Genomic DNA, 12,941 nt, shown 5'->3' with positions numbered 1-12,941 from the left:
CGCCTCAGAAATCCTTCCACTGGGCGTCGTCACCAACCGCCTTCTTATAGGCCGGAGCCGGTTCCGGTGCGGCCCGCTCGAAGGTGTCGACCTCTGCGACCTCCACTTCGACGGGCGATGGCTCCAGGTCTTCGGCGGCCCAGCTGCCATGCACCAGCGTTTGCGCATCCGGGATCATGTCGTCATAGGCGCCCTGCTCATCGTGGGGCAGAACCTCAAGATCATGCTCTGGCCCTTGCGCCTCCGGGTCGGCGTGCTCCGCCGTGAAAGCCTCCGCAGTTGGTTCATCCCAGGAATTCGCGGCATCCGGCAGATCCTGGACCGAAAAATGAGCCAGCACGTCGGACAGGCGCGTGGCCTCGACACGCAGTTGCTGGCTGGCGGCATTGGTCTGGCTGACCATCGCGGCGTTCTGCTGTGTCACCTTGTCCAGCTCGCCCACACCGGCGTTGATTTCCTGCACGCCACTGGCCTGGTCGCGGGCCGAGATTGCGATACCGGAAACCATTTCGGACACTTCGGTCACGCTCTGGACGATATGGGTCAGGGTTTCACTGGTCTCTTGAACCAGCTTTTCGCCGTCTTCCACCTGCTTGCTGCTGTTCGTCACCAGTTCCTTGATCTCGCTTGCGGATTCCGACGCCCGTTGCGCCAGCCCCCGCACCTCGGAGGCGACCACGGAAAACCCCTTTCCACTCTCGCCCGCGCGTGCCGCTTCGACCCCCGCGTTCAGGGCCAGCAGGTTGGTCTGAAAGGCGATGTCGTCGATGACGGTGATGATCTGCGAGATCTGCTCGGAGGATTTCGCAATCGACCCCATCGCCTCGAGCGCCCGCGCCATGACCTCGCCGCCCTGCTCCGCCCGGCGGCGGCCCTCGACCACCTTGGTATCGACGTCCTGCGCCCGGGCCGAGGCCGACTGAACGCTGGCTGACAGTTCGTCGAGCGCGGCGGCCGATTCCTCCAGCGTTGCGGCCTGCACCTCGGAACGGCGCGACATCTCGTCGGACATGCTGGACAGGTCGTTGGCGTTGCTCGTCACCGCGTCGGCGCTTTGCCGGAGAGAGCCGACAAGATCGTCCAGCGTATCGGCCAGACTGTTGAAATCGGCGCAGAGCTGCACGTAGCTCTCCCCGAGATCGCGCCATTCCTCCTCGTCGATACGATTCTGAAGATCGCCGCTCCGCAACTGACTCATCGCGGCGCCGAAGGCCTGGAACAGGTCTACGCGACGGCCATTCTCGGCAATCATGCGTTTTTCGGCAGCATCTGCGGCCTGCAGCTTGTCCCTCAACTCCTCAAGGTTGCGCGAGATCATCCCCACCTCGTCCACGCGCGCGGTGTCTGACAGTTCGACCTCGTAGTCGTGCTGAGCAAGGCGCGCGACAGCGTCGCGGGCGCGCTGAATCGGCAGAGACAGTGACCTGCCAAAGATGAAGGCCAGGATCAGCGCAACCGCCACCACCAGCCCATTCCCAAGCAGCTGCTTGATGTCAGAGGCTGCGGCGACGGCGGCCGCCTCGATTTCCAGCTGGGTCACGTCCGCGGCCAGTTCATCGGTCATTGCCAACAGTTCGCTACGTGTTTCCTCCAGCGTGGGCAGAATGGCCCTGTAGGCAAAGGCCTTGCGGTCGAACAGTGTCAGCCCGGCCAGCGTCTCGACCTCGGTGTCCAGCGCGGCCATTCGTTCTGCCAAACCGGCGAGTTGTGTCGCCATCTCGGGGCGCTGCGCCTCGGTCACGCGGGTATCGGCAAAGCTGTTCGGAACTTCGGCCAAGCGGTCGGCCATGGCGGTCAGCTCGGCCCGCATGTCCTCCATCTTGACATCGTCACCGCCCACGAAGAGCATCATCGCCAGTTCCGCGCTTTGCATCCTGTTGGTAATATCGTCCAGCAGGCCGCTTTGCGCGAACATGTCGGAGTTCTGGTACAGCTTGCCTGTGAGTTCGGATTTCACCGTCCATGAAATGACCGAGAGCACAAGTAGTGTCACGATAAAGGCCGATGCCAGCAACATGACCTGAATTCGGATCGAAAACCTTCCCATGAATCGCCCTTACATCTGTTCCACGGGCAATTTGCCCACGCGTCAGAGCGGGTTTAACGGGGAGCAGGTAAACAAAACTTTCCTCACCGGCGGATTTTCTCGTTCAATTCTTGACAGTTTCGCGCTCGGAGGCCGGGATCTTGGCCAGTTGCACCGCCAGGATGCCGGCCGCGATTACCGCCACACCCAGCAGGTCGAGCGGCCGCAACGCCTCTCCCAGCAAGACCGCTGCGATGGCCACGCCCAGAAACGGGTTGAGAAAATGGAAGGTCGCGGAGCGCACCGCGCCGATCCGGTTGACCAGGAGGACCCAGACAAAGGTCGCCGCCAGGCCAGGCACCAGTGTGGTATAGACAAAGGCCGCGATCAGCGAGACCGACCAGTCGACCTGCACCGTCTCCAGTGTCAGGGCAGGCACCCAGAGCACGGCGCTGCCGATCAGCATCTGCAGCCCCACCACCATCATGAAGTTCCCGCCCGAGGTCGCCCCGCGCAGCGACAGCGTGGCGACGGTCAGCGCGATGACACCCAGAACACAGAGCAGCACGCCCATCATGTCCAGCCCACCGCCAAACCGCGCTCCCATGATGATTGCCACCCCCGCCATGCCCGCAACCAGCCCGAACAGCGCCTGCGGTCGCAGCTTCTCTCCCAGGAACAGCCATCCGGTCAGCGCCACCAGCAGCGGCATGGTCGAGGCGATGATGGCTGCCAGCGACGCCTCGACCGTCTGCATGGCAACAAAGTTCAGCCCCAGGTAAAGCGCGTTCTGGCAGATGCCAAAGACGATTGTCGCGCGCCACTGGCCCCGGGTCAGCCGCCAGCTCTGGCCCATCGCCTTGGCGATCACCACCGCCAGCAGGCCCGAGATCAGAAAGCGCAGCGCCAGCGCCGACAGCGGCGGCGCCGCCGCAACGATGATGCGGGCAGAGGTGAAAGCCGAGGACCACATCACCGCGAAGGCGAGGCCCATCAAGATCGCGCGAATATCCATGCCAAAGCATTAGGCGCTTTCGCAAGCGACCGAAAGGCCGGTTTGCGCGCGCCCGTTACTCTGCGGCCTTGCTCCCGTCGGAAAGGGCCGGCAGATGGCCGGTCTTTATGTAGAGCAGACAGCCGTCCTCTGAAAACGGCGCGTGGCCGGATCCGTCGGGACTGCGGATCCAACTGCCCGCCGGATAGCTGCCGTGTTCGTCCTGCAGGCGCCCCTCGATCACGTAGACCTCTTCGCCCCGGCGGTGCCGATGCGGGTCCAGCCGCGTGCCCGGCGCAAAGCGCACGATCCGCACGGTCTCTCCGGGAACGTCGTGGACCAGCAACTGGCTCAGACCCGGCGCCACTTCCTCAAATTCCGCATCCCGCGTGGGGATCGCTTTCTGCTCGGTATCGGTGGCGTCGAACTGGCACAGCTTGACCAGGATCGTCGCGCCTTCGGGACCGATATGGGGCCTGTGCGAGGTGCCGATCGGATTGCGCACATAGCTGCCAACCGGGTAATCCGCGTGCTCGTCCGAGAACACACCCTGCAGCACAAGGAATTCCTCTCCACCGCCGTGCGTATGCGCGTCGAACTGGCTGTTCGGCGCGAACCGGACGATGGTCGTGGCGCGCGCCACCTCATCGCCGATCCGGTCCAGCATCATCCGTTCGACGCCATTGGCCGGCGAGGGGCGCCACTGATACTCCTCGGGCCGGATCACCACCCGTTTCGAGAAATCGGCATTCAGTTCCATCTCACGCCTCCTGCGGCTGATCTCGTGCACCCTTTGCGTACCGCAGTCTAGCCTGTCCACCGCCGCTGACCAGCTTTGGCGCGCAAATCCCGTTGTGGCCTGTGCCGACCGCGACTAGCGTGGCGCCAGTCCCGTTTTAGTGGAGTGGATCGGATGAGTTTCGCCCTAATTTTCGACTGCGAGTTCCTGACGGCAGAGGGGTCCCCGTCGCGGTTCTGGTGCGGACCCTACGATCCCGATCCTGTCGTTGCCCAGATCGGTGTGGCCAAGCTGGGGCTGAGCGAGGATTTCCCTTTGCTGGATACGCTGCGGCTGTACGTGACCCCGCGCGACCGGCACGGGGCGCCCTGGCAGCTGGACCCGTTCTTTAGCCGCCTGACCGGGATCACCCAAGAGCAGGTCGACACCGAGGGGCTGCCTTTGGCCGAAGCCCTGGCCCGCACGCGGGACTTCGCCGAGGGCAAGCGGCTGTGGTCCTGGGGCAAGGACGAATTCAACATGGTCGCCATCAGCTGCTACGTTGAAGGCATCCCCGCCCCCCTGCCCGCCTCCCGATTCGGCAATGCCTGCGACCTGCTCTTGAAGGCCGGGATGCCCTACGAGGACCTGCGCCAGACCCGCAGCGACCGGCTGGCGGATTACTACAAACTGGATCACCCGCCGCTGCGCGGCCACGATGCGCTGGATGACGCCCTGTCGGTGACCTACGTCCTGCAACACCACCTTCGGGCAAACCGGCTGAGCGCACGGGATTTCGCCTGAGTCCGGCGCAAAAAAATGCCCCGCCTGCCATAGGGCAAGCGGGGCCAGTTCGTGCCGCGGGCTATGCGCGGCATCGGCGGTGTTCGTCTTGATTTCGGGAAACGGTCAGTCGGACCGTTCGGCCATCTCGGACCGGATCTGCTGCCGCAGGACGTCGATCGGCACGGTCTTGCCGTCGCGCTTGAAGCACCAGTAGGTCCAGCCGTTGCACGAAGGCGCGCCTTCGAGCGCAGCGCCGACCTGGTGGATCGAGCCTTTGACGTCATCGCCGATCAATGTGCCATCGGCGCGGACCTTGGCCTTGTGACGGCCGTTCATGCTCCACAGTTCCTCGCCCGGGCGCAGCATGCCGCGTTCGACAACCTGGCCAAAGGGCACGCGCGGCTCGGCGCGTTTCGAAGCGCTGACCTCCAGCGCGACCTTGTCAAAGGCCCGCACGCTGGCGATGCGCTTTTCCGCGACTTCGCGATAGGCGGCCTCGCGTTCGATCCCGATCCAGTCGCGGCCCAGCATCTTGGCCACCGCGCCGGTCGTGCCGGTGCCAAAGAACGGATCCAGCACCACGTCACCCGGCTTGGTCGAGCCGACCAGCACACGGTGCAACAGAGACGTCGGCTTTTGCGTCGGATGCGCCTTGTCGCCGTTGGCGTCCTTGATCCGTTCGCCGCCGTTGCAGATCGGCAGGACCCAGTCGCTGCGCATCTGGATGCCTTCGTTGAGCGCCTTCAGCGCCTCGTAGTTGAAGGTATATTTCGCACCTTCGCCCTTGGACGCCCAGATCATCGTCTCGTGCGCGTTGGTGAAGCGCTTGCCACGAAAGTTCGGCATCGGGTTGGACTTGCGCCAGACAACATCGTTGAGGATCCAGAAACCGGCGTCCTGCAGCGCGGCGCCCACCCGGAAGATGTTGTGATAAGAGCCGATCACCCAGATCGCCCCGTCGGGCTTGAGCAATCGGCGCGCCGCTGCGAGCCAGTCTTGGGTAAACCTGTCGTAGGCGGCAAAGCTCGAAAACTGATCCCAGTGGTCATCGACCGCGTCCACCTGGGAATTGTCGGGGCGATGCAGCGCGCCCTTCAACTGCAGGTTGTAGGGTGGATCGGCAAAGATCAGGTCCACCGAGGACTCCGGCAGGCTCTGCATCACCTCGATGCAGTCCCCGGACAGGATCGTGTTGATAGGGAGCGCATTTGCGCCCGTTACCTTGGTCATCGTTGTCATTCTCTGCCTCTGTCCCGCGGCGCTTGTGCGCTCATTGGTTGGGCAAAAGATGAGTCAAAGGTGATTCGTGGTCAATTCTATTTTTGAATCAGTCACTTGTGTTTTTCGCTTGCCACAAGATATCGCGCACGGGAGCGAAGGAACGTCTATGAAATGGGGTAACCCCCAAATCTCGGAGTGCAGATTTGTGACACTTTGTCGGGTAACCGGCGTTTGTTTCCCAACCGTATCCGGGAAACTGGGTCGCGGCCTCTTTCATGACATCATCGCGCCAGGTTTTTGCCACAATTGAGGCCGCCGCGATGGATGGAGAACGCCCGTCCCCACCCACGACCGGGATCGCCGGGCAGGGCAGATCCACCGGAAGGCGATTGCCGTCGATCAACAGATGGTCGGGCACGACCGGCAGAGCCGCCACCGCGCGCCGCATCGCCAGCAGGCTGGCCTGGAGGATGTTGAGCGCGTCGATTTCCTCGACGCTGGCCACGCCCAGCCCCACCTGCGCGCTCTGACGCAGCAGAGGGGTCAGAAAGGCGCGCCGCTTTGCCGACAGTTTCTTGGAGTCGTTCAGCCCCTCGGGGATCGAGGCGCGGTTCAACACGACCGCGGCAGCCACCACCGGCCCTGCCAGCGGCCCGCGTCCCACTTCGTCTACCCCGGCCACGCAGGTACATCCGCGCGCCCAGAGCGACTCTTCCAGTTCCATCGTCAATGCCATGTCCCGGTTGAACCCGAAGGTCCGCCCCGAGGCAAGCCCGGGATCAGTCCGCCAGCCGCGACAGGATCGGCAGGCGTTTCGACAGCGCCCCGGCCCCAGCCGTCAGAATGGCCATCATGGCGATCCAGCCCAGGAAGGGCACCAGCCCGATCACGGCCGTCAGCAGGGCGCCGACGAACGCCGCCAGGACACGTCCGATCCACGGCTTGGAAAAGGCGGGGGCCAAGCTCATGACCTTGGCCCCCAGACCGTAGGCCCCGACAACGAGTCCGGCGAGGCCCAGCGCCACGGCCGCCAACCAAAAGAACGGCGTCAGCAGCATGCCGATCATGGTCAGCGCCACCAGCACGCCCCCACCCAGCAAGACCGAAAGCCCAAGGAAGCCCGACAGGACACTGCGGAAGGGACGCTCCAACAGGTCATCGGCCAAGCTGCCCATCGCCTTGGGCGCGATCAGGGCCGCAACCGCGCCGATCAGGCCGATGATCACACCCCAGGCCAGGTAGTCGCCGACGGTTTCGCCAAAGCTGCGCTTGTCGCCCCTGCCGGGATGCTGGAACGCGCCACTGACGCGCTTGAACCGCAGCTTTACGCGCGTGACCCGTTCCTCCGGAACCACCGCCTCTGGCACCACCAGCGTGCCCACCTCTTCCTCGTACAGGGTCAGCGTGCCGTCGATCCGGGCGCCAGGCCCAAAGGTCAGCTCGCGCGCCGAAATCACGGCGTCACCCGTCACCGGGGCGTCCAGTTCCACGATTTCGCCGTTCAGGATCAGGCTTTCGCCGATCGCTGCCGTCACAGAGACCTCAGAGCCAAAGGCGCGCAGGTCGCCCCCAACCGGAGCATCGACCGCGACCGTGTAGCCCGCCACGGCGGCATCCCCGGCCACCGCGCCCTCGATCCGGACGCGCTGACCCGCCGCATACAGGCTGCCGCCCAGATCGGCGCCGATATCGACCCAACGGCCCGCCATATGCGCGTTGCCCGTGACGGGCGCGGCCAGCCGCACGCGTTCGCCAGCCAGGAAGGCGTCATCGCGGCCGTCCTCGTCCATGCGAACGGATTGGCCCGCCTTGTAGACGTCATTGCCCAGCACGGCCTCTTCGTCCTGTGCCAGGGCCGGAACGGCCAGCATCAGGCCCAGGATCACCAGCAGATTTTTCAACATGCACAAACTCCCTGCCGCATCGGGCATCTTCCGGGCGACGCATCACCGCAGACGCCCTGCGCTGCCTTAAAGCGCGGGTCAGGGAGTAGGCTCAACCCTTTTTGGTTTCGGGTGCGCCTGCTTCTTCTTCCAGCAGGGCCGAGATCAGGGACAGCACTGCCTCTTCCTCGGTCACCTTGCGCGAAGAGATCCACATTTCCAGCCGCGCGCGCTCCTCGCAGCTGAGCTGGACAAGAAACGGACGGCGGTCGCTCGAAGTGACGGTCTTGTCCCAGCCGATCCCGGCATCCAGGGCCCGGCGCAATGTCTGGCGCACAAGATAGGCCAGAGGAACATGCGCCCCGGACTGGCGGACAAGCGCCTTGCGCAGCGGCTCTGGCAGCCCCAGGACAAGGGCCTTTCTCGCATCGCGCCGACTCATGGCTTCCTCGTTATCGTGTTGAAAGAGTCTAACAGATTGCAGGCTCGCGACGAGCCCCGATCTCTTGAAAGTTGTACGCGTGCGCCATGCAGCGGCAAGCCTGAACGCGCGGAACATGCCCGAATATGGCCAACCAACGGCCGGGAATCGCATTTTCCCGGCTCTCCCAGTCTTCGCGCTCGGTGGTGAAGGTCAGGGGATAGCCCGTCGACTGGCCCGCGTCATTGCCCTGCCGCGCCTTGGTTTCCGCGACTTCGCGGGTAAAGACGGCCACCACGCTGGCGCCACGCCGATGCGCGGTCGGCATGACGCCCGGCGCCTCGGACTCCGTCATGCGAAAGATGCCCTTCAGCACCTCCACCACGAAATCGCGGGGGGGGTGAAACCATCGTTCAGCAGGATGACCTTGTAGAGCTTCGGGCGCTCGGCCCGGGTGGTCTTCTCGGTCCTGGGCGGCGCTGCGATCCCGCTCATGGCGCATCTCCCTGGCTGACATTCGCTGTCAGGCCAGAGTGACAGGTCACCCTGTCTCCCGGTCCAGTCCCCACCCCCGGAAACGAACAGGGGCGCCCGAAGGCGCCCCTGCGTGATCTGATGGCGGTGCGGCAGGCGTCTGCCGCACCGGCAGGCTTCCCCGTAGGGAAAACCGCCGTATTACATCATGCCGCCCATGCCGCCCATGTCGGGCATGCCGCCGCCGGCTGCTGCGCCTTCTTTCTGCGGCTTGTCGGCCACCATCGCTTCGGTGGTGATCAGCAGGCCTGCGATCGAGGACGCGTCTTCCAACGCGGTGCGGACAACCTTGGCCGGGTCGATCACGCCGAACTTGAACATGTCACCATATTCGTCGGTCTGCGCGTTGTAGCCGAACTTCAGGTCGTCGCTTTCGCGGATCTTGCCCGCAACGACCGACCCGTCGACACCGGCGTTCTCGGCGATCTGACGCAGCGGCGCCTCGAGCGCCTTGCGCACGATCACGATACCGGCGTTCTGGTCGCTGTTGGCGCCAGTCAGCCCGTCGAGAGCCTTGGCACCCTGCACCAGGGCCACACCGCCACCGACGACGATGCCTTCCTGCACGGCTGCGCGAGTCGCGTTCAGAGCGTCATCGACACGGTCCTTGCGCTCTTTCACTTCGACTTCGGTCATGCCGCCGACGCGGATGACGGCCACACCGCCTGCCAGCTTGGCAACGCGTTCCTGCAGCTTTTCACGGTCGTAGTCGCTGGTGGTCTCTTCGATCTGGGTCCGGATCTGGGACACGCGTGCCTCGATCTCGGCCTTTTCGCCAGCGCCGTCGACGATGGTGGTCTCGTCCTTGGTGATGGTGACCTTCTTGGCGGTGCCAAGCATGTCCATCGTCACCGACTCGAGCTTCATGCCGAGGTCTTCCGAGATCACCTGGCCGCCGGTCAGGATCGCGATGTCCTGCAGCATGGCCTTGCGGCGATCGCCGAAGCCCGGTGCCTTGACGGCTGCGATTTTCAGGCCGCCGCGCAGCTTGTTGACCACGAGAGTCGCCAGCGCTTCGCCTTCGACGTCTTCCGCGATGATCAGCAGCGGCTTCTGCGACTGGATCACCTGCTCGAGCAACGGAACCATCGGCTGCAGCGACGAGAGTTTCTTCTCGTGCAGCAGGATCATGCAGTCTTCGAGGTCTGCGATCATCTTGTCGGGGTTGGTGACGAAGTAGGGCGACAGGTAGCCACGGTCGAACTGCATGCCTTCGACAACGTCGGTCTCGGTCTCGAGGCCCTTGTTCTCTTCGACGGTGATGACACCCTCGTTGCCGACCTTCTGCATCGCGTCAGCGATCTGACGGCCGATTTCGGCTTCGCCGTTGGCCGAAATGGTGCCGACCTGGGCAACTTCGTCCGAGTTTTCGACGGTACGGGCAGCGTTCTTGATCGCGTCCACGACCTTGCCGGTGGCCAGGTCGATGCCGCGCTTGAGGTCCATCGGGTTCATGCCGGCGGCAACCGCCTTCATGCCTTCCTTGACGATGGCCTGGGCCAGCACGGTCGCGGTGGTGGTGCCGTCACCGGCTTCGTCGTTGGTGCGGGAAGCAACTTCCTTCACCATCTGCGCGCCCATGTTCTCGAACTTGTCTTCCAGTTCGATTTCCTTGGCGACAGAGACACCGTCCTTGGTGATGCGCGGGGCGCCGAACGACTTGTCCAGAACCACGTTGCGGCCCTTGGGGCCCAGGGTCACCTTGACCGCGTCGGCCAGGATGTTGACACCCTTGAGCATCTTCGTGCGGGCGTCGGTATCGAATTTCACGTCTTTTGCGGACATTTATCTTCTCCAGTAGACAGATAGGGTCATTTCAGGGGGCCGTGGGGCCGCCCTCGATCACGACAGGCGTTCAGGCCGCGGCTGCGGCTGCGTCGTCAGTGATGATGCCCAGAATGTCGCTTTCTTTCATGATCAGCAGCTCTTCGCCACCAACGGTGACTTCGGTGCCGGACCATTTGCCGAACAGGACTTTGTCGCCCTCTTTCACGGCCATCTCGATCAGCTCGCCGCTGTCCTTGCGTGCACCTTCGCCACACGCGACAACCACGCCTTCCGCCGGCTTTTCCTTGGCGCTGTCGGGAATGATCAGCCCACCAGCAGTCTTGTCGTCGCTCTCAACGCGACGGACCAGCACGCGGTCATGAAGCGGTTTGAATGCCATCTTCGAGTCTCCTAGCTCAAAGTTACTCCCGTGAGGCCCCCCTGCATGGGCAGACCCCGTTATCACTCACACCAGGCGAGTGCTAACGGCTGTGAGTTAAGGAATGGCGTGGCCCGAGTCAACAAGAGCCTGTGAGAAAATTGTCGGCAACCGGCTCAGCCCCGCGCGCGCGCCCTCTTGCGCCGTCGCAGCTTGATGGCCAGCGCCACGGCAAAGCCCACCGCCACAGCCAGGGCCGCAACCAGCCCGCCCCAGTCGCTGACCGCTTCGGACACGCGGTCGATCTGCGATCCGAAGGCAAAGCCGAGGCCGACATAGGCTGTCACCCAGATCGTCTCTCCCGCCGTGTCCCAGGCCGCGAACCGCCAGCGGGACAGGCCCAACGTCCCGGCGATCACGTTCACCCAGGGTCCCAGAGGCGCCAGCAGCCAGGTCGACAGGAAAACGCCGACCCCGCCGCGCGCCTCGACCACCGCCTCGCCCCGCACCATCAGCCGTTGCCGCCCGGAGCGATCCGCCACCCATCCCAGGAAAGGCCGCCCACCCCAACGCCCAAGCTGAAACCCGGTGTTGTCCCCGGCTAGGGCGGCCAGCCAGCCCGACAGCCAAACCTGCCACAGCACCAGGTCACCCGCCGCGGCAAAGGCCCCCGCCGCCAGCATCACCAGAGAGGTGGGCACCGGCACCGCCAGGCAGGACAGAAAGGCAGACCCCGCCACCACCCAAAGCCCCCAGGCGGACACGAGTTCAAAGGCCCAGTCACTCATTCGGATGCGTCTTGCGCCAGTCGGCTATCGCCGTTTCCAAGTCGTCGATCAGCGCCTGCACCGGGACGCCGCGCTCCTCTGCCATGCGCGCCAGCGGCCTCGGCCCCTGGCCGTCCGGCGTCATCTGAAGCGCCTCGATCACCACTTCGCGCGGGACGTCCCAGCTCATCGCGACGAACCGTGGCGACATCCAGGGCGCGATGGTCATGTCCTGGTGCCGGGGATCGGCCCAGAACATCATCCCAGAGACCAGTCGAAAGGCAAAGAACGCCGCCACCAGCAGCGCAACGACCAGCCCGGCCGTCAGAAAGGGCGCCTCGCGCCACAAGCGTCGCATTTTCCGCCTCCTGCATGACTGCCCGCAGACTAACCGCATCCTGCCGCATGACGCAGCAGTGACACGCAGCCGCGCAGTGTTTCCGTCGCGGCGATTGCCCTTTCGACGCGCGCATCCCTAGGCTGGCCACAGATCAATACGGGGGAATCGTGCCATGAAACTGGGAATCATCGGCAGCGGCATGGTCGGCGCGGCGGCTGCCTTTGCCTGCACCCTGCGCGGGGCGGCATCGCGCGTCGTTCTGGTCGACATCGACACGGCCCGCGCCCGTGCCGAGGCAGAGGACATCGCCCATGCCGCCCCCTTCGCCGGGGCCACGCAGATCGACGCCGGGGACTATGACGACCTTGCCGGTGCGGGCATCGTGATCCTGGCCTGCGGTGTCGGGCAGAAACCGGGCGAAACCCGGCTGGAGCTGCTGGGCCGCAATGCCGCCGTGTTCCGCTCGGTGGTCGGTGAGGTGATGCGCGTCTGCCCGGATGCGATCCTGCTGGTGGCCTCCAACCCGGTCGACATCATGGGTCAGATCACGCAGGCCCTGTCGGGTCTGCCGCCCGGGCGCGTCATCGCCTCCGGCACGATCCTCGATACCGCGCGCTTTCGCTGGCTTCTGGGCCGGCACCTGGGGATCGCGCCTCGGTCGGTCCACGCCTACGTCCTGGGCGAACATGGCGACAGCGAGGTTCTGGCCTGGTCCGCCGCCCGCGCCGGATCGGTCTCGGTGCAGGGATTCGCCGAGCAGGTCGGCGCACCACTGACACCCGAGGTCCGCGACCGGATCGACAGCGGCGTGCGCCGTGCCGCCTACACGATCATCGAGGGCAAGGGCGCGACCTGGTACGGGATCGGTGCCGGTCTGGCCCGGATCGTCTCGGCCATCGCGCAGGACGAAGGCGCGGTCCTGACTGTCTCGACCCTGGGCGAGGTCATGGGCGTGCGGGATGTCGCCTGTTCGGTCCCCCGGGTGGTGGGCGCGCAGGGCGTGACAGAGGATCTGGTGCCCGACCTATCATCCGCCGAGGCCGACGCCCTGCGCGCCTCGGCCGAACTGCTGCGCGAGACCGCCTCCTCTGTCCCGCTCTGAGCC

At 64.8% G+C, this 12,941-nt stretch carries 15 protein-coding genes; 2 read left to right on the top strand and 13 right to left on the bottom strand.

Annotation, left to right across the window (positions count from 1 at the left end; translation table 11 throughout):
• Positions 1 to 4: 4 nt before the first annotated feature.
• The 3 genes from KZZ07_RS19255 to KZZ07_RS19245 all read right to left on the bottom strand — a co-directional run bounded on the left by KZZ07_RS19255 (position 5) and on the right by KZZ07_RS19245 (position 3,780).
• A complete protein-coding gene (locus KZZ07_RS19255) occupies positions 5 to 2,017 on the bottom strand; it encodes a methyl-accepting chemotaxis protein (protein ID WP_219516510.1) in 2,013 nt (670 codons plus the stop codon).
• Positions 2,018 to 2,150: 133 nt separating this feature from the next.
• A complete protein-coding gene (locus tag KZZ07_RS19250) occupies positions 2,151 to 3,041 on the bottom strand; it encodes a DMT family transporter (protein ID WP_219516509.1) in 891 nt (296 codons plus the stop codon).
• Between the two features lie 55 nt (positions 3,042 to 3,096).
• Positions 3,097 to 3,780, bottom strand: a complete 684-nt coding sequence (locus tag KZZ07_RS19245) for a cupin domain-containing protein (RefSeq protein ID WP_219516508.1) — start codon at positions 3,778 to 3,780, stop codon at positions 3,097 to 3,099.
• 153 nt (positions 3,781 to 3,933) lie between these two features.
• On the opposite strand from KZZ07_RS19245, the gene KZZ07_RS19240 reads away from it, so the two are divergent.
• Entirely contained in the window at positions 3,934 to 4,542 is a 609-nt protein-coding gene (locus KZZ07_RS19240) for a 3'-5' exonuclease family protein (protein WP_219516507.1), read from the top strand.
• Between the two features lie 105 nt (positions 4,543 to 4,647).
• On the opposite strand, the gene KZZ07_RS19235 is transcribed toward KZZ07_RS19240, so the two are convergent.
• The 10 genes from KZZ07_RS19235 to KZZ07_RS19195 all read right to left on the bottom strand — a co-directional run bounded on the left by KZZ07_RS19235 (position 4,648) and on the right by KZZ07_RS19195 (position 11,854).
• Positions 4,648 to 5,763 carry a site-specific DNA-methyltransferase gene (locus KZZ07_RS19235; protein ID WP_219516506.1) on the bottom strand — a complete coding sequence of 372 codons (1,116 nt, stop codon included), beginning with the start codon at positions 5,761 to 5,763 and terminating at the stop codon, positions 4,648 to 4,650.
• A gap of 88 nt (positions 5,764 to 5,851) precedes the next feature.
• Positions 5,852 to 6,481 carry a ribonuclease HII gene (gene rnhB / locus KZZ07_RS19230; protein ID WP_219516505.1) on the bottom strand — a complete coding sequence of 210 codons (630 nt, stop codon included), beginning with the start codon at positions 6,479 to 6,481 and terminating at the stop codon, positions 5,852 to 5,854.
• A 43-nt stretch (positions 6,482 to 6,524) separates the two neighbouring features.
• Entirely contained in the window at positions 6,525 to 7,649 is a 1,125-nt protein-coding gene (locus KZZ07_RS19225; protein ID WP_219516504.1) for a DUF8173 domain-containing protein, read from the bottom strand.
• Between the two features lie 91 nt (positions 7,650 to 7,740).
• Entirely contained in the window at positions 7,741 to 8,070 is a 330-nt protein-coding gene (locus KZZ07_RS19220; protein ID WP_219516503.1) for a hypothetical protein, read from the bottom strand.
• Positions 8,071 to 8,098: 28 nt separating this feature from the next.
• Positions 8,099 to 8,404 (bottom strand): ATP-dependent Clp protease adaptor ClpS, encoded by a 306-nt coding sequence (locus KZZ07_RS19215; RefSeq protein WP_255564453.1) that lies wholly within the window; start codon positions 8,402 to 8,404, stop codon positions 8,099 to 8,101.
• Between the two features lie 14 nt (positions 8,405 to 8,418).
• A complete protein-coding gene (locus KZZ07_RS27790) occupies positions 8,419 to 8,544 on the bottom strand; it encodes an ATP-dependent Clp protease adaptor ClpS (protein WP_255564452.1) in 126 nt (41 codons plus the stop codon).
• Between the two features lie 180 nt (positions 8,545 to 8,724).
• Positions 8,725 to 10,368, bottom strand: coding sequence for a chaperonin GroEL (gene groL / locus KZZ07_RS19210; protein WP_219516501.1), 1,644 nt, complete (start codon positions 10,366 to 10,368; stop codon positions 8,725 to 8,727).
• Between the two features lie 70 nt (positions 10,369 to 10,438).
• Positions 10,439 to 10,750, bottom strand: coding sequence for a co-chaperone GroES (locus KZZ07_RS19205; protein WP_219516500.1), 312 nt, complete (start codon positions 10,748 to 10,750; stop codon positions 10,439 to 10,441).
• Positions 10,751 to 10,905: 155 nt separating this feature from the next.
• Positions 10,906 to 11,517 (bottom strand): DedA family protein, encoded by a 612-nt coding sequence (locus KZZ07_RS19200; RefSeq protein WP_219516499.1) that lies wholly within the window; start codon positions 11,515 to 11,517, stop codon positions 10,906 to 10,908.
• Positions 11,510 to 11,854, bottom strand: a complete 345-nt coding sequence (locus KZZ07_RS19195; RefSeq protein WP_219516498.1) for a hypothetical protein — start codon at positions 11,852 to 11,854, stop codon at positions 11,510 to 11,512. The genes KZZ07_RS19200 and KZZ07_RS19195 overlap by 8 nt, the downstream gene beginning before the upstream one ends.
• 154 nt (positions 11,855 to 12,008) lie before the next feature.
• On the opposite strand from KZZ07_RS19195, the gene KZZ07_RS19190 reads away from it, so the two are divergent.
• Positions 12,009 to 12,938 (top strand): L-lactate dehydrogenase, encoded by a 930-nt coding sequence (locus tag KZZ07_RS19190; RefSeq protein WP_219516497.1) that lies wholly within the window; start codon positions 12,009 to 12,011, stop codon positions 12,936 to 12,938.
• Positions 12,939 to 12,941 lie beyond the last annotated feature (3 nt).

The organism is Mameliella sp. CS4 (genome assembly GCF_019392335.1).
GTDB lineage: Bacteria > Pseudomonadota > Alphaproteobacteria > Rhodobacterales > Rhodobacteraceae > Antarctobacter.
The sequence above is the reverse complement of the archived record's forward strand: the minus strand, read 5'-3'. Positions and strand labels throughout refer to the sequence as shown.